This is a genomic window from Clostridium sp. Ade.TY (assembly GCF_000498355.1).
In the GTDB taxonomy this organism is placed as follows: Bacteria; Bacillota; Clostridia; order Clostridiales; family Clostridiaceae; genus Clostridium.
This window is the reverse complement of record NZ_AVSV01000017.1, coordinates 59,112-83,157: the sequence shown is the minus strand read 5'-3', so window position 1 is coordinate 83,157 and position 24,046 is coordinate 59,112. Positions and strand designations below refer to the sequence as shown.

Annotated in this window: 22 protein-coding genes and 3 riboswitches; of the genes, 16 read left to right on the top strand and 6 right to left on the bottom strand. The window is 26.8% G+C overall.

The window, feature by feature from the left end; all coding sequences use genetic code 11:
• Nucleotides 1-428: 428 nt before the first annotated feature.
• A riboswitch (TPP riboswitch) is annotated at nt 429-516 on the top strand.
• Nucleotides 517-744: 228 nt separating this feature from the next.
• The 11 genes from tenA to O212_RS0106265 all read left to right on the top strand — a co-directional run bounded on the left by tenA (nt 745) and on the right by O212_RS0106265 (nt 10,270).
• Nucleotides 745-1,404 carry a thiaminase II gene (tenA, locus tag O212_RS0106315; RefSeq protein WP_024614288.1) on the top strand — a complete coding sequence of 220 codons (660 nt, stop codon included), beginning with the start codon at nt 745-747 and terminating at the stop codon, nt 1,402-1,404.
• A 6-nt stretch (nt 1,405-1,410) separates the two neighbouring features.
• The gene (locus O212_RS0106310; protein WP_024614287.1) at nt 1,411-2,163 is read left to right on the top strand and encodes an ABC transporter ATP-binding protein; all 753 of its coding nucleotides are present in this window, start codon (nt 1,411-1,413) and stop codon (nt 2,161-2,163) included.
• A complete protein-coding gene (locus O212_RS0106305; RefSeq protein ID WP_024614286.1) occupies nt 2,160-2,903 on the top strand; it encodes an ABC transporter permease in 744 nt (247 codons plus the stop codon). Before O212_RS0106310 ends, O212_RS0106305 begins: the two co-directional genes overlap by 4 nt.
• Nucleotides 2,903-3,910, top strand: coding sequence for an ABC transporter substrate-binding protein (locus O212_RS0106300; RefSeq protein WP_024614285.1), 1,008 nt, complete (start codon nt 2,903-2,905; stop codon nt 3,908-3,910). The genes O212_RS0106305 and O212_RS0106300 overlap by 1 nt, the downstream gene beginning before the upstream one ends.
• A 627-nt stretch (nt 3,911-4,537) precedes the next feature.
• Entirely contained in the window at nt 4,538-5,104 is a 567-nt protein-coding gene (locus tag O212_RS0106295) for a YdcF family protein (RefSeq protein WP_347452292.1), read from the top strand.
• A gap of 130 nt (nt 5,105-5,234) precedes the next feature.
• Nucleotides 5,235-5,510, top strand: coding sequence for a DUF1653 domain-containing protein (locus O212_RS0106290; RefSeq protein ID WP_024614283.1), 276 nt, complete (start codon nt 5,235-5,237; stop codon nt 5,508-5,510).
• Between the two features lie 145 nt (nt 5,511-5,655).
• Nucleotides 5,656-6,363, top strand: coding sequence for a Crp/Fnr family transcriptional regulator (locus O212_RS0106285; RefSeq protein WP_024614282.1), 708 nt, complete (start codon nt 5,656-5,658; stop codon nt 6,361-6,363).
• Nucleotides 6,364-6,675: 312 nt separating this feature from the next.
• Nucleotides 6,676-7,449 (top strand): DUF438 domain-containing protein, encoded by a 774-nt coding sequence (locus tag O212_RS0106280; protein ID WP_024614281.1) that lies wholly within the window; start codon nt 6,676-6,678, stop codon nt 7,447-7,449.
• A gap of 222 nt (nt 7,450-7,671) precedes the next feature.
• The gene (gene hcp / locus O212_RS0106275; protein ID WP_024614280.1) at nt 7,672-9,324 is read left to right on the top strand and encodes a hydroxylamine reductase; all 1,653 of its coding nucleotides are present in this window, start codon (nt 7,672-7,674) and stop codon (nt 9,322-9,324) included.
• 63 nt (nt 9,325-9,387) lie between these two features.
• Nucleotides 9,388-9,450: riboswitch (Fluoride riboswitch) on the top strand.
• Nucleotides 9,451-9,524: 74 nt separating this feature from the next.
• Nucleotides 9,525-9,911 carry a fluoride efflux transporter CrcB gene (crcB, locus tag O212_RS0106270; RefSeq protein WP_024614279.1) on the top strand — a complete coding sequence of 129 codons (387 nt, stop codon included), beginning with the start codon at nt 9,525-9,527 and terminating at the stop codon, nt 9,909-9,911.
• Between the two features lie 26 nt (nt 9,912-9,937).
• Complete coding sequence (locus O212_RS0106265; protein WP_024614278.1) at nt 9,938-10,270, top strand: DUF190 domain-containing protein; 333 nt, start codon at nt 9,938-9,940, stop codon at nt 10,268-10,270.
• A gap of 83 nt (nt 10,271-10,353) precedes the next feature.
• On the opposite strand, the gene O212_RS0106260 is transcribed toward O212_RS0106265, so the two are convergent.
• Entirely contained in the window at nt 10,354-10,785 is a 432-nt protein-coding gene (locus O212_RS0106260) for a hypothetical protein (RefSeq protein ID WP_024614277.1), read from the bottom strand.
• 275 nt (nt 10,786-11,060) lie between these two features.
• Here O212_RS0106260 and O212_RS0106255 point away from each other — a divergent pair, with 275 nt between their 5' ends.
• From O212_RS0106255 to O212_RS0106245, 3 genes are all read left to right on the top strand, one after another.
• Nucleotides 11,061-13,850, top strand: coding sequence for a sigma-54-dependent transcriptional regulator (locus O212_RS0106255; RefSeq protein WP_024614276.1), 2,790 nt, complete (start codon nt 11,061-11,063; stop codon nt 13,848-13,850).
• Nucleotides 13,851-14,073: 223 nt separating this feature from the next.
• The gene (locus tag O212_RS0106250) at nt 14,074-14,493 is read left to right on the top strand and encodes a mannose/fructose/sorbose PTS transporter subunit IIA (protein WP_024614275.1); all 420 of its coding nucleotides are present in this window, start codon (nt 14,074-14,076) and stop codon (nt 14,491-14,493) included.
• Entirely contained in the window at nt 14,493-14,984 is a 492-nt protein-coding gene (locus O212_RS0106245; RefSeq protein WP_024614274.1) for a mannose/fructose/sorbose PTS transporter subunit IIB, read from the top strand. The genes O212_RS0106250 and O212_RS0106245 overlap by 1 nt, the downstream gene beginning before the upstream one ends.
• Before the next feature lie 184 nt (nt 14,985-15,168).
• Here the strand turns inward: O212_RS0106245 and asrC are convergent, their stop codons facing one another.
• The 3 genes from asrC to O212_RS0106230 are packed head-to-tail and all read right to left on the bottom strand — an operon-like array spanning nt 15,169 to nt 18,963.
• Complete coding sequence (asrC, locus tag O212_RS0106240; protein ID WP_029699216.1) at nt 15,169-16,167, bottom strand: sulfite reductase subunit C; 999 nt, start codon at nt 16,165-16,167, stop codon at nt 15,169-15,171.
• Nucleotides 16,168-16,185: 18 nt separating this feature from the next.
• A complete protein-coding gene (locus O212_RS0106235; protein ID WP_024614273.1) occupies nt 16,186-17,223 on the bottom strand; it encodes a 4Fe-4S dicluster domain-containing protein in 1,038 nt (345 codons plus the stop codon).
• A 15-nt stretch (nt 17,224-17,238) separates the two neighbouring features.
• Nucleotides 17,239-18,963 carry a ferredoxin hydrogenase gene (locus tag O212_RS0106230; protein ID WP_024614272.1) on the bottom strand — a complete coding sequence of 575 codons (1,725 nt, stop codon included), beginning with the start codon at nt 18,961-18,963 and terminating at the stop codon, nt 17,239-17,241.
• A 417-nt stretch (nt 18,964-19,380) separates the two neighbouring features.
• A riboswitch (purine riboswitch) is annotated at nt 19,381-19,482 on the top strand.
• 25 nt (nt 19,483-19,507) lie between these two features.
• Between O212_RS0106230 and O212_RS0106225 the strand changes: the two genes are divergently transcribed.
• Nucleotides 19,508-20,911 (top strand): FAD-dependent protein, encoded by a 1,404-nt coding sequence (locus tag O212_RS0106225; RefSeq protein WP_024614271.1) that lies wholly within the window; start codon nt 19,508-19,510, stop codon nt 20,909-20,911.
• A gap of 55 nt (nt 20,912-20,966) precedes the next feature.
• Here O212_RS0106225 and msrA read toward each other — a convergent pair whose 3' ends face one another.
• Nucleotides 20,967-21,440 carry a peptide-methionine (S)-S-oxide reductase MsrA gene (msrA, locus tag O212_RS0106220; protein WP_024614270.1) on the bottom strand — a complete coding sequence of 158 codons (474 nt, stop codon included), beginning with the start codon at nt 21,438-21,440 and terminating at the stop codon, nt 20,967-20,969.
• Between the two features lie 150 nt (nt 21,441-21,590).
• Between msrA and O212_RS0106215 the strand changes: the two genes are divergently transcribed.
• Entirely contained in the window at nt 21,591-23,108 is a 1,518-nt protein-coding gene (locus O212_RS0106215; RefSeq protein WP_024614269.1) for a YfcC family protein, read from the top strand.
• A 79-nt stretch (nt 23,109-23,187) separates the two neighbouring features.
• Here the strand turns inward: O212_RS0106215 and O212_RS0106210 are convergent, their stop codons facing one another.
• Entirely contained in the window at nt 23,188-24,036 is an 849-nt protein-coding gene (locus O212_RS0106210; protein ID WP_024614268.1) for a DMT family transporter, read from the bottom strand.
• Nucleotides 24,037-24,046: the final 10 nt, after the last annotated feature.

Below are 24,046 nucleotides of genomic sequence, written 5' to 3'. Positions count from 1 at the left end.
TCTCTTTTTTCGTATATAAAAATTTAACGAGTTATTTACTATTACTATTAAGTTTTATTTTTATAAATAAATTTTATAATGGTACAAAAAATATTTTATAAATATCAAACAAATAGTAAAAATATTTAATTATATATTCAATATAAAAAGACTAAAAGTTAGTTTTTATTTAACTTTTAGTTTTTATTTATTTTCGTTAAAAATTTAAAAAAATACAATTTATTTTATAGGAATTTTGATGATGAAATTATTTTTTTATATAGATAAGTTATTTGTTTTTTAAATTTACTTATAGCACAAGAAATTCGTAAATATAGGTTATTTTTATATATTTACGAATTAATTTTTAATATAGTATAGATTTTTTATTAGAATAAATAGCTAATTGATAAAAAGTTATGCTATAATGATAAGGAAAATAGAATAGAAAAATACACTAGGGGTGCGTAAAGCTGAGAAATACCCTTTTAACCTGATCTAGATAATACTAGCGTAGGGAAGTGGACGTGCATGTTATATATTTTTTTAGTTCTTTTAAGCTAATTTTAAAGATATATAATTGTAGTATATTGATATTAAATATAAGTAATTTATAAGTTATGTAAATATAAAACCACTTTCTTTTGAAAGTGGTTTTTTTTATTTATAAATATTTTAGATAAGTGTTGATTTTATATAGAATTTTAAGGCTATATTAATAAGCATTATTTGAAATGTAACATAAAATTTAGGAGGTTTTTTATTATGAAAGTTTCAGAGTATTTATATGAAAGTGTAAAAGATATTTGGGAAGATTGTATCAATAATACCTTTGTTCAAGGAATTGGACATGGTACCTTAGAGGTTGATAAATTTCGTTTCTATACAATTCAAGATTATCTTTATCTTTTAGATTATGCTAAAGTTTTTGCTTTAGGTATTGTAAAGGCCAATGATGAAGAAACAATGAGAGAATATTCAAATATGGTAAATGATATATTGAATAATGAAATGAGTATACATAACGGGTATATGAAAAAATTAAATATAACAAAGGAGGAACTTAAAAATGCAAAGGCTACTTTAACAAATAAATCATATACAAGTTATATGTTAGCAGAGGCTTTAAAAGGTTCATTAAAAGAAATAACAGTAGCGGTTTTAGCATGTGGATGGAGTTATCAAATTATAGGAGAAAGACTTAGTGAAATTCCAAATTCTTTAGAAGATGAATTTTATGGTGATTGGATTAAAGGATATACATCAAAAAGTTATAAAGAAACAGTAGATTGGAATATAAGATTACTTGATGAAATAACAAAGGATTCATCTAAAGAAGAAATTGAAAAATTAAAAGATATATTTATAACAACAAGTAAATATGAGTATATGTTTTGGGATATGGCTTATAACGAGGAGAGATAATTTACTATGTTAGAATTTAATGAAGTTACTTTTAAGTATTCAAATAGTAAGGAGAATATAATTGAAAATTTGACTTTTAATATAGATAAAGGGGATTTTGTAAGTATTATAGGAACTAGTGGTTGTGGGAAAAGTACAATTTTTAGATTAATTGCAGCATTAGAAAAACCTACAAAAGGAAATATTTATATTAAAGGTGAAAATATAAAAGATTTAAAATCTCCAATAGGATATATGCCGCAAAAAGATTTACTTTTACCTTGGAGGACAATTTCAGAAAATACTTGTCTTCCATTAGAAATACAAGGGATTTCTAAAACTGAGGCTAAAAGACGTGGGGAAGAACTATTAAGTAAATTTAACCTTTATGGTTATAAAGATAAATATCCAAAGGACTTATCAGGTGGAATGAAGCAAAGAATTTCATTTATAAGGACATTGTTGACTGGTTCAGAAATATTACTTTTAGATGAACCATTTAGTGCATTAGATGCAATAACAAGACTTTCTCTGCAAGAATGGATATTAGATCAGTGGAAAAAATATAAAAAAACTATTTTATTTATAACTCATGATGTAGAAGAAGCTATGTTTTTATCAAATAAAATATTTGTTGTAAATAATAATCCAATAACAAGTTTAAAAAAGATAGATATTAATCTTCAATATCCAAGAAGTAGGAAAATGTTAGAGGTAGAAGAGTTATTATTGTTAAAAGATAATCTTATAGAAGAATTAAGGCAGAAGGTGAATTTATGAAAAAGTATATGCCATCAATAATAATATTAACGTTATTCTTATTTATATGGGAGGTAGTTGCAAGATATATTAATGCTATGTACATACTGCCATCTCCATCTAAAGTGCTTGAGGAAACTTGGAAACTTAGAGATGTTTTATTTACAGTTCATTTGAAGGCAACATTAGAAGTTGCAGTGTTAGGTATAGTTATTTCTATATTTTTAGGAGTGTCTTTAGCAATAATTATGAATTTAAATGAAACTGTAGAAAGAGCGTTATACCCATTAGTTGTAATTACACAAACTATACCAATTACAGCACTAGCACCATTATTTATATTATGGTTTGGCTATGGTATTTCAAGTAAAGTAGTAGTTACAGTATTAATGACTTTTTTCCCAATTACAGTAAATGTATATGATGGATTCAAGTCAACTAAAAGAGAAATGGAAGAGCTTTTATTTACATATGGAGCTTCTAAAAAAGATATATTTATAAAATTAAAAATACCATCATCATTACCTTATTTTTTTTCAGCCTTAAAAATGGCAGTACCTATTAGTTTAATTGGTGCAGCTATTGGTGAATGGCTAGGTGCACAAGCTGGACTTGGATACTTTAGTAAAAGAATGATGACGCAATTAAATGGTGCTGGAGTTTTTGCACCTATTTTAATACTTTCATTATTAGCAATTATTTTAGTAACAATAGTAAACATATTAGAAAAAAAGTTTATAAAATGGAGGAGTGAATTATAATGAAAAAATTTAAATTACTGTCATCATTAATTATATTATCCTTAATATTAACTCTTGTATCTTGTGGTACTAAAAAGAATGATGAAACAGCTAATAAAAATGTTCAGGAGGTTGATTTAGTTTTAGATTGGTATCCGAATGCAGTACATAGTTTTATATATGATGCAATAGAAAAAGGCTATTATGAAAAAGAAGGATTAAAGGTTAATATTAAATTTCCAACTAATGCATCAGATCCATTATCTTTAGTTGGAGCAGGTAAGGCTACTTTTGGAATATATTACCCACACCAATTAATAAATGCTATAGCAAATGAGAATGTTCCAGTAAAATCAGTTGGAGCAATACTTCAATCAGAATTAAATGTTGTAATATCTAAAAAGGATCAAAATATAACAAGACCAAGAGATCTTGTTAATAAAACTGTTGGATATTCAGGAGATCCATTAAGTGAAGCAATAATTAAAGAAATGATCAAAAATGATAAAGGTAATCCAGATAAAATGAAATTGGTAGATGTAGGATTTGATATAATTTCATCTATGGTAACTAATAAAGTTAATGCAACTACTGGTGGTATGGTAAATCATGAAGTACCTGTAATGGAGAATAAGGGCATTCCTGTAAATTATTTTTATCCTTCAGATTATGGAATTCCAAACTCTTATGAATTAGTATTTGTAGCAAATAATAAAACAATAAATGAGAATCCAGAACTTATAAAGAAATTTTTACGTGCATCTAAAAAGGGATTTGAAGATATGAAAAATAATCCAGATGAATCATTAGATTTATTATTAAAAAATCAAGAAAAGGATAATTTCCCACTAACAAAAAGTGTAGAAGAGCAAAGTATTAAAATATTATTACCTAAAATGCAAACTAAGGATGCAAAGTTTCTTTCACAAAATAAAGAAGTTTGGCAAAAAAATATAGATTGGCTTTATAGTAAAGATTTTATAAAGAATAAAATATCAGTAAATGATGTATTTATAAATTTTGAGTAAAACAGAATTAGTTAATTAAAAGGAATATTAATTATAAATTTAGACTATTTATAAAAGATATAATTAAAAGTTTATAAGTAATATGAATGGAAGAGAATGAATGAGAAGTTATTAAAAAATTAGAATATATAAAATTTAACTATATTTAGAAGAAGAGTAATGTAAAAGCATAGGTCATTATTATATAAAATGATAGAAAGCTTTTACATTATTTTTTTGAAATTATATAAAACTTTATTAGCATATACAAGTTTAACAAAATATTATTACATAAGTATTTTAAAATAAATTTAAATAAGTTGGAAATTAAATTTATATAATCATAAGATTACTAATATACAGGGATATTAGTTTATACATTTATAATTATTTAATTTTTTTAATTACCTCATTTTATAAAATATGTAATTTAATATGATATTATTAAACTAAGGGGGTGAAGTCTTGAATGCTTTAATATTTCTTTTAGGGATATTATGTTTAATATATTATGCATTCGTAAATATAAGATTTGGTTATACTACATTTAGTGAGTTTTATCTAATATTAGGATTAATTTTAATAATCTATTATATTAGCTCACGCAAAATAAAGGAATACTTTCTTCTAAATAAATTGTGGAATATTATGAAGATAGTATTTTTTATAGGAATGGCTGTATTTATTTTGATTGAAGGAGCAATAATAATGTATCCTAAAAAAAATATTGATAATAGTGATTATGTAGTTATTCTTGGAGCTGGACTAAGGGGAGATAGTATAACAGCAACTTTAAGAGATAGATTGAATGCAACTATAGATTATGTTAATAAATCAAACTTTGATGGAAAAATAGTAGTTTCTGGTGGACAAGGACCTGGGGAATCTATAACTGAAGCTGAAGCTATGAAAAAGTATTTAATTAGTAATGGAATTAAAAATGACATAATAATGGAAGACAAGGCTACAAATACTTTTGAAAATTTTAAGTTTTCAAAAGAAAAAATTAAAAACATAACAGGAAATAGTATTGATAATTATAAAGTAAAGGTAATAACTACAGATTTTCATGTTTTAAGAAGCAGTATATTAGCAAAAAGGAATAATTATGATAATGTTACCTTTTATAGTAGTAATACTAAGTGGTATTTGGTGCCTACGTTATATGCTAGAGAATTTTTTGCCTTTTTTAAATCTTTAATTTTTGATAGATAAAAATAGTTTATGTTTAAAATTAAGTTGTTAAAAATATTGTTTGGATATAAGAAAAAAATATTTGAATTTAAAGTTAGTATATAGAGTATAAAAAGTATCTATATTAGATTTAGAGTGGAGTGATATTATTTTGGATAGAGATATAAGCAGTTTAAAAGGGAAATTAGTTAAACATTTTAAAGGAAAATTATATTTGGTTATTGATGTTGCTAAACATTCGGAAACTATGGAAGAATTAATTGTATATAAAGCTTTATATGGTGAATTTGGATTGTTTGTAAGACCTAAAGATATGTTTTTAAGTGAAGTTGATAAAGAAAAATATCCACAGTGTAAACAAAAATATAGATTTGAAGAAGTTAATGATGTGGATATGAAGGAGATAGCTAATTTATTAACCAAATAATGGATAATATTTTAAAAAAAAGCTCACCAATTTAATAAATTAAATTGGTGAGTATATAATTCAATATAAAAAAAGGTTAACTTTCAAAATATATAATAAATAAATAGAATAGATTATAATATTAATTTAAGGAAGGAATTCTGCCATGAAAGATTTATGTAAATGTAATAAGGAAGTAGACTCTATTTATGCTAGAAATATATCTATATTTTCTGAGTTATCAGATTCCGAATTAAAAAATATAGTTCAATTATTAAATAAAAAAGAGTATATAAAAGGAGAAGTTCTTTGTATAGAAGGAGAGATTTGCGAAAATTTATTTTTAATTAGAGAAGGTCAAATTAAGCTTTCTAAAATGACAACTGATGGTAAGGAGCAAATAATACATATATTAAATAAAGGAGAGTTTTTTGGTGAAACTAATCTTTTTGATAATATAATAAGTGGATTTACTGCAATGGCAATTAAGAATTCTAAAATATGTAGTTTATCAAAGGAAAATTTGGAGAATATATTAAAGAAAAATGCATTTATAGCAATTAAAATTTTAAAGGTTTTGGCAAGAAGATTATCAGAAACAGAGGATTTAGCAACAGTACTTGCAACAAAGGATGTTGAAGCAAGAATAGCAAGTATGCTTTTAGAGTTTATAAATAAATATGGAGAAATCATTGATAATAATATTATAATTAAACTTCCTTTAAATAGAGAAGATATGGCAAATTATTGTGGAGTTACTAGAGAAACTATTAGTAGAAAGTTATCAAAGTTTGAATCAGATAATATTCTTGAATTGCAAGGAAATAAAAAAATTTTAATAAAAGATATTGATAAATTAAAGGGAATTCAATAACTGTTTAAAGGGTAGATTTTATAGGCAATATAATAATATAAATTTTAAAATCAAATTTATATTATTATATTGCTTTTTTGATACATAAAAAGCTTTTAAACCATTAAAGTTATAGCAACGATAATAGTTAATATTTAGAGATAGTATTGATAATTAAAAATAACGTATGGTTTGTAATGTAAACTATACGTTATTTTTAAAATTTGATTTAAATCATATTAAAAGACTAAGGATTAAATTAAAATGAAGTCAGAAATTAACGATTGGATTAAAAATTTAATTGAAGGAGTGATTATTATTAATAATTTAAATATAAACAAAAATAAAATTGAGGAATTAACTATACTTTTAAAAAAATTGAATTCAGGAAATATATCAGATGAATTAAGAGCTGAAGCTCTAAATATAGTAAAAAATATAGATCCAATAGAGCTATCTATTGCAGAACAAAATTTAATTGATGAAGGAATGAACCCAAATGATTTAAGACATCTTTGTGATATTCATATGGAAGTACTTAAAGATGAATTAGATAAGATTAAAAGCAAATTAGAAATCGGTCATGTAGTAAATACATTGATTGTAGAACATGATAAAATATTAGAATTTTTAACTAGATTAGAAGAATTAAATAGTAATGTTCAAAAGTTAGATAACAAAAATAGTAATAAGGATTATTTAAATCAGTTAGTTAGTGAGTTAAATGAAGTAATTGATAATATACTTGATGCAGAACTTCATCATAAAAGAGAAGAAGAGGTTTTATTTTTAGAATTAGAAGATAGAGATATAACAGGACCAACTAGAATTATGAGAATGGAACATGATGATTTAAGGGGTAAGAAGAAATCTATAAAAGAACTTTTAAATTGTATAAATTATATTGGGTTTGATGATTTTAAAGAAAGATTAAATGAACTTACATCATATTTAGTATTTAATTTAAGAGATCATATATTTAAGGAAAATACCATATTATATCCTACTGCTATAGAAAGTATAAATAGCGAAGGAACTTGGAATGAAATGAAAAAGAGATGTGATGAAATAGGATATTGTAGTTTCACACCAAAAGAAATTATTTAGATATTAGTAAGAATGATATTCATTAAAAAATTTTTTTAGTTGTAACTAATGTTACAGAATAAAAAAAATCTGAGTAGTATACTCGATATTGTCAGAGAGAGAAAAATAAATTATACGATTTATGTATTTTAAAAATAAAAAAAGTAAATATCATCTATAAAAAATAAATTTTTAGAATTAAATTTAAACGTAAAATAATTAAGATAAATAGGAGGAATTTATATGTCAATGTTTTGTTTTCAATGTCAAGAAACAGCAGGATGCAAAGGATGTACAGTAAGAGGGGTATGTGGAAAAACTGAAGATGTAGCAAAGATACAAGACCTTTTAGTTTATGTAACAAAGGGATTAGCTACAGTAGCTCATGAAGGAAGAAAAGTAGGAATTATAAGTAATGAAATAAATAAATATATAGTTGAAAATTTATTTATAACAATAACAAATGCTAACTTTGATTTTAAAGCAATTGAAAAAAGAGTTAAAGAAACTTTAGTTTTAAGAGATGAGCTAAAAGAAAAAGTACAAGCTGCAGGCGGAAATCCAATGGGAGATGATTTCCACGGATGTGCAACTTGGACATCAGATAGTGAAGAAGAAATGATGGAAAAGGCATCAAAGGTTGGTGTTTTATCAACTGAAAATGAAGATGTAAGAAGCTTAAGAGAGCTTATAGTTTATGGATTAAAAGGTATGTCAGCATATATGAAACATGCTATGAATTTAGGCTATGATAAAGAAGAAATTCATGAATTTATGGCAAGAGCTTTAGTTCAAACTTTAAATGACAACTTAACAGCTGATGAATTAACAGCATTAGCTTTAGAAGCTGGTAAATTTGGTGTTGATGGAATGGCATTATTAGATGCTGCAAATACAGGAACTTATGGACACCCTGAAATAACTAAAGTTGATATTGGAGTTAGAAAGAATCCTGGTATATTAATTTCAGGACATGATTTAAAAGATTTAGAAATGTTACTTGAGCAAACACAAGGAACAGGAGTAGATATATATACTCACGGAGAAATGCTTGCAGGACAATATTATCCAGAGTTTAAAAAGTATGAGAACTTTGCAGGAAACTATGGAAATGCTTGGTGGTTACAAAATAAAGAATTCGCATCATTTAACGGTCCAATTCTTATGACTACTAACTGTATAACACCAGTTCAAGATTCATACAGAAATAGAATATTTACAACAGGTGCAGTTGGATACGAAGGTTGTGCACACATTGAAGCTGATGAAAATGGATATAAAGATTTCTCAAGTATTATAGAATTAGCTAAAAAGTGTGAAGCTCCAACAGAAATAGAAACAGGAGAAATTGTTGGTGGATTTGCTCATAATCAAGTTTTAGCTTTAGCTGATCAAGTAGTTGATGCAGTAAAATCAGGTGCTATAAAGAGATTCTTTGTAATGGCAGGATGTGATGGTAGAGCAAAATCAAGAAACTACTATACAGAATTTGCAGAAAAATTACCAAAGGATGCTGTAATATTAACTGCTGGTTGTGCAAAATATAAATATAATAAATTACCACTTGGAGATATAAATGGAATTCCAAGAGTATTAGATGCTGGTCAATGTAATGATTCATACTCATTAGTTGTAATAGCACTTAAACTTAAAGAAGTATTTGGCTTAGATGATGTAAATGAATTACCAATAAGCTACAACATAGCTTGGTACGAACAAAAGGCTGTAATAGTATTATTATCATTATTACACTTAGGAGTTAAAAACATTCATTTAGGACCAACATTACCTGCATTCCTTTCACCAAATGTAGCTAAAGTTTTAGTTGAAAACTTTGGAATAGGTGGAATAACAAATGTAGAAGATGACATGAAAATGTTCTATGGAGAAGAATAGTATTAACAGAAACTTAAATTGAAATAATGGCGGATACACAATATAATAGAATTATATTGAAATGTAATTATAGGTTATGGAGTTAACCTTTAACCGCTTTAAAAAGCTAATGACTCCTGCAGATTAGGGACTCTTATATCTGTAGGAGTATTGGCTTTTTTTATTGGTTAAAATACATAATATAGAATGAGGTGAATAAAATGCAAAAATTCCAGCTTATAGCCATAGTTGGATGTGGGGGATTTATAGGTGCAGCTCTTAGGTATTTAATATCAATAAATGCAGCAAAAGTATTTGGACCAGATTTTCCATATGGAACTTTAATAGCAAATATTCTAGGGGCAATTATAATAGGATTTGTTATGAGACTTAGTTTAGATACAGCTATAATATCCCCAAACACTAAATTATTTTTAACAACAGGTATGATGGGAGGACTTACAACTTTTTCAACATTTTCATATGAAACAGTTAGTATGTTAAATGCAGGTGAGTATATGGTAGGTTTATTAAATTTAGGTTTAAATGTTGTACTTAGTTTTATTGGAGTAGTGATAGGAATGTCTATTGCTAAATTATTAGTATAATTTTTGGTTAAAAGGAGAGATTTAAAATGGAAGAGAGAAGTACTGGTAAATTAATAAAAATATTTATTCAAGGAGAAGATAAATATAAGGGAGAGCCACTTTATACGTCAATTATTGATAAACTTAAGGAAAGTGGTGTATCAGGTGCAACTATAATAAGAGGAATTGAAGGCTTTGGAGAAGATAAGAAAATCCATTCAGATTTTTTAGAGGTATTATCAAGGAAATTACCAATAGTTATAGAAATTGTTGCGAAAGAAGATAGAGTAGATGAAATAATAGAAATAGCTTCTTCAATGATAAAAACAGGAAAAATAGCAATATTAGATAATGTTGATGTTATAACATTTAAAAAATAATATTAAAAAATAAAGTTTATAAAAGCTGATTTGTGTTTTAGAAATCAACTTTTATAAACTTAATTATTATATTTAAAAATATATTATTCGAAAAGTTTTTTAACCCAAATATCAATTATTGAATCAATATTTTCAGTACAACCTTTTTCTGTTAAAACTTTCTTTAATGTTTTCTTTAAAGTATTTAAATCTAAATAATCTTTACATCCATTATAAGAACCATTTGAAAATTCTTTAAATGCTCTTTGTAATGCTTGCAACTTATTTGAGCCTTTAAGTAAACATTTAAGTATTTCTTCAATATCTTCTAACTTAGAAATTAGAGAATCATCTAAAGTTGCTTCTTCTATTTCATTTATATATTCATATTCATAAGGTTGATTTTCAGTTATTGAAAGTAATGAACTTGTGTATTCATCAGATTCTTTCATAGCTTTTCTTAGTATAGCAACTAATCTACTAAAAGTATGTTCTTCAGTAACTTTACATAATATTTCTTGTGTTTTTTCATCCATAATATAACATCTCCTATTAAAATCACATTCAATAAAGTAAGAATATCATAATTAATATTTATTAAATGTGATTTAGATTACATTTTTTGTTAACAATTTATTTTATTTATGATAAAGTTATTAAATAAGCTAGAATAGGGAATAAGTTTAAATATACATATAAAGTATTAATAAAGTGTAAAAAGATAATAACTAATTAGATTTAAATTGAAATACAATAAAGATAAGGTTTACAATCACAATATATAAATTTATAAGAAAGGTGGACTATACATTTGAAGAGAATAGAGAAAATTTATAATTACTTAAATGAAGTTTGTTCAAAGTATTCAAAAAATAATTTAGAGGAATGTGTAGGAATAAGTGCCCAAGAAATTGGAGATGCACTTGGAATACTGAGAAATAATGTAAGTAAAGAACTTAATGATCTTTGTAGAGAAAAAAGAGCAATTAAAGTTAAATGCAGACCTGTAAAATATTTTGACAGAAAAATATTTGAAGATTTATTTAATGTAACCCTTCCAGATGATTTAATTGAAATAGACGATATAGAATCATTAGTAAAACCAGTAGAAGAAGTAAAAGAAAAGTCTCCTTTTGACTACTTAATAGGGCATGACACTAGTTTAAAAACTCAAGTAGAGCAAGCTAAAGCAGCAATTATGTATCCTCCAAATGGATTACATACTTTAATAGTAGGACCAACGGGAGTAGGGAAAAGTTTATTTGCAAATAGAATGTATAGCTACGCAAAATATATTGGAAAGTTAGATGAAGATGCTCCGTTTATAATATTCAATTGTGCAGATTATTACAATAACCCACAGCTTCTTTTATCATATATATTTGGACATGTTAAAGGAGCATTTACTGGGGCTGATACTGATAAGGATGGTATAGTTGAGAAGGCTAATGGAGGAATATTATTTTTAGATGAAATACATAGACTACCTCCAGAAGGCCAAGAGATGATATTCTATTTTATGGATACAGGTACGTTTAATAAATTAGGAGAGACAGAAAGAAAAAGAAAAGCTAATGTATTAATTATTGGAGCTACAACTGAAGATCCAAATTCAGCATTACTTAGCACTTTTGTTAGAAGAATACCTATAACAATTAGAATTCCTAGTTTTGAAGAAAGGTCAATAGCAGATAAGATAGATATTATAAAACACCTTTTTCATAATGAGGCTATAAGAGTTAATAAGCCAATAAAAATATCGGTTGAAGCAATAAAGGCTCTTATAGGAAGCACTACTTTTGGTAACATAGGACAATTAAAATCAAATATACAATTATTATGTGCAAAGGGATTTTTAAATAGTATAAGTGGAGAGAATTATATTGATATAAATTTAAAAATGATGCCTAATAATATTCAAAGTGGACTTCTTGGAATAAGTTCAAAAATTAAGGAGAAGGAAGAAATAATAAATTTAGTTCCATCTGAATTAGTAATTAATCCTGATAAGAATGTAATATTATTGGATGAAGAAGGTAATTATGAACCTCCATTTAATTTATATAAAATAATAGAAGATAAAGCATCAATATTAAGAGAAGAAGGAATGGATGAAGAGGCTATAAATAAATTTATAACTACGGATATAATAGTACATATAAGATGCTTTTACGATAAAATAAAAAATGATAAATATTCAAGAGAAGGATTATTAAAAATAGTTGATGAGAAAATAATAAACTTTTCACAAGAAATAAAAGCTTTAGCTGAAGAAAAACTTGGAATAAGTTATAATGATAGATTTTTATATGCAATGAGTCTTCATATGAGTGCTTTCTTTAATAGATTAAACCAAAATATAGAACAAGATTATGAAGAAATGCAAGATATAATAGCAGAACACCCTAATGAATATAAAGTTGCAGAAGAAATATGTAAGAGAGCGGAAGTATATTTTAATACACAAATTCCAAAAGGGGAAGCTACATATATAACAATATTATTAACATCTATAGAAGATACTGATGTTAATAAAAAAATTGGAGTTGTTGTTGCAGCTCACGGAAGCAGCACAGCAAGTAGTATGGTTAATGTAGCAGTTAAGTTATTTGATAGTGATAATATAGTTGCAGTTGATATGCCGCTTGAAATAAGTCCTAAACAAACATTAGAACTTGTTACTCATAAGGTAAAAGAAATAGATAGGGGCAAGGGAGTTATGCTTCTTGTTGATATGGGGTCGCTAAATAGTTTCGGAAATATAATATATGAGGAAACAGGTATAAAAATAAGGACTCTTGATATGGTATCAACACCTACTGTATTAGAAGCTGCTAGAAAATCATCATTAAATGACGTTGATTTAGAAGGACTGTATCAATACTTAAAAGAGTTTAAAGGATACAGTATTAATAAAAAGGAAAATGAAAATAAAAACGAAAATAAAGGTGCAATAATAACAGTATGTTCCAGTGGAAAAGGAGCAGCAATAAAACTTAAAGAGTTAGTTGTTGATATAGTAAAAAATATATCAGATGAAAATGTGGATGTTATACCTATAGGAATAAAAAACTGTAAGGAAGAAATAAAGAAGATAGGAAAAAATAATAAGATTTTGGCTATAGTAGGAAGTATTGATCCAAATCTTAATGTACCTTTTATTTCTCTTGAAAGCCTTATATCAGGAAAGGGAGAAAAAATTATTGAAAAAATATTTAAGGGAGAAAGTATATTATTAGAAGAGGATATACAAGGTGATATTGTATTAAACAATCTTTGCTATGATAGTTTAAAAGAAACTATCACATATTTAAATCCTGATAAAATAAATAATTTATTATTAGAATTCACTAATATATTAGAGGAGATAACACATAGAGATTTTACGAATTCAATGAAAGTTAGAATTGTGCTTCATACAGCTTGTGCATTAGAAAGAGTACTAACTAATGATGAACTTAAGTATTCTTATGATATAGGAGCTCTTGATGAAAGTATTGTTAGTGGAATAAAACAGGCTACATATATGTTCAAAGAGGCTTTAAATTTACAACTAAGTGATGATGAAATATATTACTTAGCAGAGATACTATTACTATAGTATTAAAAAACATATAAAGTATCAAAAAGTATATTAGTATAGTATTAAAAGAGTATCAAAAACAAAATAAACTGTATCAATAAAAAATTAAAAAATTTTATTGGTTATACGCTAATTAATAAGCCATCGTGAAAACTTTTCATTTAATACACAACTTTGGCATGATAATTGCCTTCTTAAATATAAGTCGTGTAAATTAAAACTAAAGAAAAGAGGGATCGATGTGGTTGCTGTCATTTTGGGAACACATGGAAATTTTTCGGAAGAACTATTAAATTCTTCTGAAATGATTTTTGGAAAGCAAGAAAATGTAGGATATATAACTTTTAAGCCAGGAGAAGGCTTAGAAGATTTAGTTGATAAATATAATGAAGTAATTAGTGAATTAGATACTAAAGATGGAGTTCTATTTATGGTAGATTTGTTTGGGGGAAGCCCGTATAATGTTGCGAGTATGATGGCACTTAAAAATGATAATATGGAAGTAGTAGCTGGAGTGAATCTTCCAATGGTACTTGAAATTTTCGGAAGTATGAAATTTTTAAATTTAAAAGAACTAGTTAGTGTAGCATTAACTGCAGGAAATAAAAGTATAAAGTCACTTATAAAAGTAATTAAAAACACAGAGGAGGATGATTTATAATGAAAGTAGTTTTAGCAAGAATAGATGATAGATTAATACACGGTCAAGTAGCAACAATTTGGAGCAAACAAACAGGATGTCAAAGAATAATAGTTTGTAATGATGACGTTGCAAATGATGATATCAGAAAAACTTTATTGACACAAGTTGCACCTCCTGGAGTGAAATCACATGTTATAAGCGTAGATAAAGCAATAAAAGTTTATAATGATTATAAATATATTGATGATAAGGTTTTATTACTTTTTACAAACCCAACAGATGTATTAAGAATGGTAGAACAAGGTGTTGATATTAATAGTGTAAATATTGGTGGAATGTCATTTAAAAGAGGAAAGAAACAAATAAAAAATGCAGTTTCAGTAGATAATATAGATATAGAAGCATTTAAAAAATTAAATGATAAAGGTATTGAATTGGAAATAAGAAAAGTTCCATCAGATTCAAAACAATACATTATGCCATTAATTGAAAAATTACAATTAAAATAGTATAAAGTTAAAATAAGTACTTTCCAAGAAAGTAATTAGATTTATTTGTATCACTTTAAGTATAAATTAATAGTATTTTTGATAAAATTTTTAGGATTATAAAATTATAAATATCAAAGTAAATACTTAAAATACATAAATAAAAAAGAGCTACTTTTTAAAGTAGCTCTTTTTTTATAGTAAATTATTTAACGTTAATATTAGCTTTATATTCACGTTCTTTCCAATTAAGTCTAGTTGCAACTTTTGCTTCTTTATTTAATTCAACATCACTTAACATAATTTCTTTAAACTTATTATATCCAGCCATATCCATTAAATGTCCTCCATGAAGATATTTAGGAGAACCATTTAAAACTTCTTTAGAGAATGTTTCCCAGTTTCTTATAACAGCATATAATACATCTTCAGTTATATAATCTAAGAAAACTTCACCAAGTCTTGGAGTCTTTTTACTAGTTCTTCCTCCGATTAAAATTCTATAATAATTTTCTTTTGAACGAGTAAAGGCTCTAGTAGGACATGCTTCAACACATTCTCCACAACCAATACATAGCTCTTCATTTCTGATTATTTTACCGTTTATTTCTTTAATGGCAGATGTTGAGTGAGCAGCACATGCTCTAGCGCATGCTCCACATCCTACACATCTGTCATAATCATATTGAGGAATAGTTACACCTATTATTCCAAAATCAGTCATATGAGCTTTAATACAGTCATTTGGGCATCCAGCAATACATATTTTTATATGATAATTGCTTGGGAAAATTATTTGTTCTAATTTTCTAGCTAAATAAGGAGTTTTTGCATTAGCTTTAATACAATGGTCAGCACCAACACAGGCTGAAATATTTCTAGCGCCTAATGTTGGGTAGCCAAATTCATCAGCTTCGATATCAACTCCACATTCTTTATTTTCTATTTCATCTATGTAATCTTTAACTAATTTATTTACTTTTTCTATATTTTCATATTTTATTCCTGGAATATTAAAAGTTTGTCTAGTTCCAAAGTGAAAGCTTCCATTTCCGTATTCTTCAGCTAATTTTTGAACTAAACTTAAGTGTTTAGCACTTATAGTACCGCCTGGAACTCTCATTTGGAACATAAATTCTCCAGGAACTTTAGATTCACGGAAACAGTTAGTACGCAATTTATTAATATCAATATCTTTATTCATATTATCTACCTCTTTTTACTATTTTATTGTTCTTCCTAAGTCTTCGTAAATTTTATCAAGTTCAGCACTTAATTTATTAACTGTAACCGCAAAATTTATATATCTAGGACATATATCAGTACATCTACCACAACCTACACATATTTGTTCTCTTGATACATCAAGTTTTGGTCTATAAAATTTGTCTAAAACTCTTTGTCTTATTCTTATAGGAACAATATCATTTAAGTCTTTGTTTTTTAAAGCAGATGATTTTATAAGCTGACATCCATTCCAAGTTCTTCTTACTTCTTTTAACTTAGAATTATCAGTATGAACAACTTCTTGAGTAAGCATACATGAACAAGTTATACAACTCATATTACAGCTTCCACAACCTATACAACGATTTTTATAAGTATTCCATAAATCTAAATTTTTAACTTTATCTAGAACTATCTTGTCCCAAGTTTCTATTTCAGGAATTTTTACTTTGATTTCATTTTCTTTTGCAAATTCCATTTCAAATTTTGTTTTTATTGAGTCTTCAAAATATTTATTAAAAGCATCATCTTTAACTTTTATTGAAATACTATCTTCATCAAATTTGATACCTAGTGAATAGTTATCACATGTATTAGTTCCCATAGAAACACAAAAACAAGTATCAAATGATTTAGGGCATCCCATAAGCATAAATTTTACTTTATCTCTTCTATTTCTATAAAATTTATCATTTTTAAGTGAGTTATCTATTCTCTTTATTCCGTGTAAATCACAAGAACGAAGAATTATAATAATATCTCTATCATCTTCATCACTAATTGCATCAATTTCTTTTCCGTCAAATTTTAATGCTAGAGTATGGTTTATTGGTATTAATAATTCTTTTGGTGAAAATTGAGATTTTTCTTTATAAACTACGTCATTGAAAGAATTTATTTCTCCATATCTAATATTATTAGTATAACTATGTCTTCCTTCACCATCAAAACTTATAGGTGCATAAATTCTATAATCTTCTTTTAATTTATTTATTAGTTCATCGCTTTGAACTTTTGATAATTTATAATCCATATAAATGCCTCCATATTACTTTGTATATTTAACGTGAAATAACTCGTGTGCTTTTCCTTTGTTTGGATCACCAATATATGTTTCATACATTTTTAATACAGAGTTATTTTTATGAGATTTTCTTTTTGAAAGAGTGGCATCTTGGTTATATAAAACTGATGCTCTAACTTTTCTTATATCAATATTTTCTCTATCAAGTGAATTTACATGAGGTTGTCCACCACCATTTACACATCCACCTGGACATGCCATAACCTCAATAAAATGATAATTTCCTTTATCCATCATTCCGCTTTCTATAAAGTCAAAAAGATTTTTTCCACCATGAACTACAGCTACCTTATAATCAGTACCACCTATATTCACAGTAGCTTCTTTGATACCATCTAATCCTCTTACTTCTTTATAATCAACATTTTCAAGAGAAGTTCCTTCTATTAAATCTTTAGCAGTTCTAAGTGCGGCTTCCATAACTCCACCTGTTGCACCAAATATTGTACCAGCGCCTGTATATTCTCCCATAGCAGGATCTGCATCTTGGCCTTTTAAGTTTTTAAAGTCTATATTATGTTTTTTGATTAAATCTGCAAGTTCTCTTGTTGTAAGAACAGCATCTATATTTTTGATATCATCATTTATCATTTCTACTCTATCAGATTCAAATTTTTTAGCAGTACAAGGCATTACTGATACAGTAAATACTTTTTTAGGATCTATATCTTCAATGTGAGGATAATAGCTTTTACTTGCTGCTCCAAAAATTTGTTGAGGGGATTTTGCAGAAGAAATATTATTTAATAAGTTAGGATAATAATTTTCAACTAATCTAATCCATCCTGGACAACATGAAGTAAACATTGGGAATGGTCCATTTTCTTTAATTCTTCCAATTAGCTCTGTTCCTTCTTCCATTATAGTAACATCAGCTGCGAAGTTAACATCAAATACTTTATTGAATCCTAATTTTCTAAGAGCTTCATATAATTTGAAAGTTACATCTTTTCCATAGCCCATTCCAAATGATTCTCCAATAGCTGTTCTTACAGATGGTGCTATTCCAACTATTACATGTTTATCATCATCATTTAATGCATCAATAACTCTATCAATATGTGATTTTTCAGATAATGCACCAACAGGACAAGCGGCAACACATTGGCCACATAGTAAACACTTTGTTTCATCAAAGCAAGCTAAGCTTTCAGGTCCAACACATAAATTATTATCGCTATCTGTTCTGAAGTTCATTATTTCAGTTCCGATTTTTTCTCTGCAAGCAGCAACACATCTTCCACACTTTATGCATTTTGATCTGTCTGTAACTATAGATTTACTTCTATCATCTATGTATTTTTCATCATCATTAATGAAATTTTTTGCTTTTTTAGCATTAACTTTAATTGCTAATTTTAATAATTCACAATTTTTAAGTCTTTTACATTTTCCACATTTTAAATTGTGGTCATTAAGTATTTCAGATACTCTATGTTTTACAGCTGTTTGAACTCTTTCATTTGCTGTATTTATTATGTCTCCATCTTTAACCTTGTAAGAGCAAGCCTTAACTAAATCTTTTTCTCCAGCTACTTCAACAAGACATACTCCACAGTTTCCCATATTATCGCAGTCTTTTAAAAAACATAGAGTAGGTATTTCTATTCCATTGTTTTTTGCAACATCTAATATGGATTCTCCCTTATTAGCTCGAACTTTTTTTCCATTAATAATTACACAGTCCATAATAACTCCTCTTATAAAAATTTATTTGAATTATTTTTAGCACTTATTTTTTATATCAATAAAACAAATGCAATTAGTTAAATAAAGCTTTTCATATAAAATAAAGCTTTAAATTTGTTCATCTCTCAATACTAGCATTTGGAAATATATATGTTAAATAGTTTTATTTTCTAGGTAATATATGCAAAAGGTTATATACCTGATTATTAGGGGTATTTAAAAGCTATTTAATAAATATAAATTTTTAGTAAACAGGAAAATAAGGGTAAAATAAGACTATAAGCGGATTAGAGAAGATAAAAAGAAAAGAAAACAAAAATACGAATAATTAAAATAAATTAAAAAATAAAATTCGTAAAAACACTTGATTTTAATGCTTGTATAGATTATAATTCAAGTATATGGATTAATTAAATAAAAAATCCGAACATTAAATCCTATATAAATCTCTAATATGGTGAGATGTTTCTACCGAGCTACCGTAAAGAGCTAGTGGCTATAGGATCACAATATTATTTCTTTAATTATGGAGGAGAATAGTTTTATGAAGTATGAAGTGGTTATAGTTGGAGCAGGTCCTGCAGGGATATTTACTGCTTTGGAGTTAAATAAAAGGGAACCTAATAAGAAAATATTATTAATAGAAGCAGGTAGAAGTATAGATAAAAGAAGCTGTCCTAAAGAAAAGACAAATAAATGTGTTTCATGTAAGCCTTATTGTCATATAACAACTGGTTTTTCAGGAGCAGGTGCATTTTCTGATGGAAAGCTATCATTAAATTATGAGGTTGGAGGAGATTTACCTGAACTTATAGGGGGCAATTTAGTTCAGAAATATATAGATTACACTGATGAGATATATCTACAATTTGGGGCTGATAGTAGAATTGAAGGTGTAAGTAATCCAGATGGGGTAAAAAAAATAAGAAGAAAAGCAATAGAGGGGAATTTAAAGCTTGTTGATTGTCCAATAAGACATTTAGGAACGGAAAAAGCACAAGAAATATATTTAAGATTACAAGAACATTTAATTAAAAGTGGTATTGAAATTAGATTCAATACTCAAGTTAAAGACTTAATTATAGAATCAGGAGAAATTAAAGGGGTTAAAATAACTGATTCCTTAACTAAGAAAAAAGATGAAGATATATTCTCAGATAGAGTTATTGTTGCAACAGGAAGAAAGGGTGCTGACTGGCTTAAAGATATGTGTATAGAACATAATGTTAATCATAAAGCTGGTACAGTAGATATTGGTGTACGTGTTGAACTTAGAAATGAAGTTATGGAAGAAGTAAATGAGGTTCTTTATGAATCAAAGCTTATAGGATACCCAGCACCTTTTAAAGATAAGGTTAGGACATTCTGCCAAAATCCAGGTGGCTTTGTATCACAAGAAAATTACGATAATAACTTAGCTATAGTTAATGGACATTCTTACAAGGACAAAAAGTCAAGTAATACAAACCTTGCAATACTTAGTTCACATAACTTTGAAGAACCATTTAATCAACCAATTGAATATGGAAAAAAAGTTGCTGAACTTGTAAATATGCTAGGAAATGGAAGTATACTAGTTCAAAGATATGGGGATATACTTGCAGGTAAAAGAACTTGGCCAAAAGAATTAGATAGATCAAATGTAAAATATACATTACCAGATGCAGTTGCGGGTGATTTAACATCAGCTATACCATATAGAACAATGACAAATATAATTAATTTTATAGAATCATTAAATGTTGTAGTACCTGGATTTGCAAGTGAAGAAACACTACTTTATGGACCGGAAATAAAGTTTTACAGCAATAAAGTTGTAATTGATGAGAATTTTGAAACAAATATTAAAGGGCTTCACTGTCTAGGAGATTCTAGTGGTTGGACTAGAGGTCTTATGATGGCTTCAGCTATGGGCGTAATGATGGGAGAGAAATTATCTAGATTATAAGGATTCTTGTATTATTAGGACATATGCAATTTATTGCATATGTCCTATATCTTTATTAATCTAATTTTATATGACAGTAACCATTTGGGTTTTTCTTTAAATATTTTTGATGATAATCTTCAGCTTTATAATAATTTTTTAATGGTTTAACTTCAGTAACTATTTTTTTAGTATATTTGGATTGTTCTTCTTCTTTTATTGATTTAATTATAGGAAGGTCAGATTCGTCTAAATAATAAATACCAGTTCTATATTGACTGCCAACATCATTTCCTTGTCTATTTAATGATGTTGGGTTTATTATAGTAAAAAATTTTTTTAAAAGATTTTGAAGTGATAAAATATTTTCGTCATATGTAACTTTACATACTTCAGCAAAATAAGTATTTTTGTAGCATACATCTTCGTATGTTGGATTTATAGTATTACCATTTGCATATCCAACCTCAGTATTAACTACACCATTTATTCTAGATAAAAACTCTTCAACACCCCAAAAACAGCCTCCAGCTAATATGATTTGCTTCATAAATTATTCCTCCAATCTTTTGTAATAATTATTTAAAATCAGTGTATAAAAATTCAAAGATTTTACTTTTGTTCATTGTTTATAAACAAAGTTTTGATATAATTGTAAAAAAATATATATTATTTATTATTATACAAAGGAGGAGATGTTATGACAAAACAAAAGAAGAAGAAAAAGTTAAGCTTTCCTACAGCCTTTACAGTTTTATTTATAGTTTTGATAATTTCAGCTATTTTAACTTATGTAGTACCAGCTGGATCTTATGCAAAGCTAACATACAATAAGGATAATAATAATTTTAGTGTTACTATGCCAAATGGTGATGAAAAATCAGAACCGGCAACTCAAGAAACATTAAATAAATTAGGAATAAAAATAGGTATAGATAAGTTTAAGGATGAAAGTATAAATAAGCCTATTGCTATTCCAGGAACATATGAAAAGGTTAAACAAAAACCTCAAGGACTTAAAGAAATAGTTGAAGCACCAATACAAGGTACTTATGACACAATCGATATTATATTATTTGTATTAGTTATAGGAGGAATTATTGGTATATTAAATGCAACAGGAGCATTTAATGCAGGTATAGCAAGTCTTTCAAAAGCAACTAAGGGTAGAGAATATTTACTTATTGTATTACTTACTATATTGATATCAATAGGTGGTACTACATTTGGTATGGCGGAAGAAACTATAGCACTTTATCCAATATTAATACCGGTATTCTTGGCAGCTGGATATGATGCTATGGTTTGTATTGCAAGTATTTATATGGGTTCATCAATAGGAACAATGTTTGCAACAGTAAATCCATTCTCATCAGTAATAGCATCAAATGCAGCAGGAATTAATTTCACTGAAGGATTAAATTTCAGATTTATAGGACTTGTATTAGCAACTGTAATAACTATAGTTTACATAGTTAGATATGCAAATAAAGTAAAGAAAGATCCTACTAAATCACTTATATATGATCAAAAAGAAGAAATAGAAGCTAAATATTTAAGAGATGAAGGTGAAGAAGTTCCAAAATTCACTTTTAGATTAAAGTTAATGCTTATAATATTTGCTTTAGCTTTTGTAGTTATGATATATGGCGTATCAGTTAAGCACTGGTGGTTTACTGAAATGACAGCTTTATTCTTAGTTGTTTCCATAATACTTGGATTTATATCAACATTAAGTGAAAAAGAGTTTGTAAATAACTTTATAGCTGGAGCAGGAGATCTTGTTGGAGTTGCACTTATAATTGGTGTTGCAAGATCTATAAACTTAGTACTTGAAAATGGTCAAATTTCAGATACATTACTTAACTTCTTCTCAAAGGGAGTTCAAGGTATGAATGGATCTATATTTATAATATTAATGCTTATAATATTCATTATATTAGGATTCTTTATACCATCATCATCAGGACTTGCAGTACTTGCTATTCCTATAATGGCACCACTTGCAGATACAGTAGGACTTCCAAGAGATGTAATAGTAAGTTCATATCAATTTGGTCAAGGGCTAATATCATTTATAACACCAACAGGTCTTATACTTGCAACATTAGCTATGGTAGATGTTACTTATAATAAATGGATTAAATTTATAATGCCATTAATGGTTATTATAACTGTATTTGCAGCAGCACTACTATTAATCCAAATTCATTTTTAGGGAAATATAATTATATAAAAATGAATATTTATGCATAATAAAAACTCTCATACAATATTATTTGTATGAGAGTTTTTTATTATGATGTTCTTTTCGTTAATATATTAAAGAATGATGCTACTATTATTATTACATAACCTATTATTGATAAAATATCGGGTATTTCACTAAATAATATAAATCCATAAACAGCAGCTATTATAAGCCCTACATAATCAAACATAGATATTTCTGATGCAGGAGCATTTCTATAAGCTAGTGTTAAGAAAACCTGCCCTAGAATAAAACAAAGACCTGCAAGTATCATATATATAATGTTATTTCTAGTAAGTCCTGAAGTATTAATAAACATAAATGGAAAACATACAATTGTTGCAATTCCTGTAAATGAAAGAATAACAGTAAAGAAATCTTCTTTATCTCCAATAACTCTAATCATAGTATAAGCAAGTCCAGCAGCAGCTGCAGCTATTATTCCCATTAATGAAGGTATTATTGAAGAGTCGAAATGAGGTTTTATTACAAATAAGCTACCGCCAAAAGCTAATAAAAGTAAAAGTAATTGCTTACCAGTAATCTTTTCTTTAAGATAAAGGAAAGAAAAAATTATAGCAAAGAACGGACTTAGTTTGTTTAACATAGTTGCATCAGATAATAATAAATAATCTAATGAAAAATAGAACGCGCATATAGATATAGTACCCATAACACCTCTTAAAAAAAGATATTTTCTATTTTCTTTATTTCCCAAGTATGAAACCTTTCTCTTGTGTATAATTATGCATACTATTATAGTTGCAACTGCATTTGTAATGAATGTTTTTTGATAAGGAGTTATTCCAGAAGCTAACTTACCAAACATATTCATTGTAGTGAAAAAGAAAGAAGCTAATAACATAAAAATAATAGCCTTTCCTTTATTGTTAATTGAATTAGAC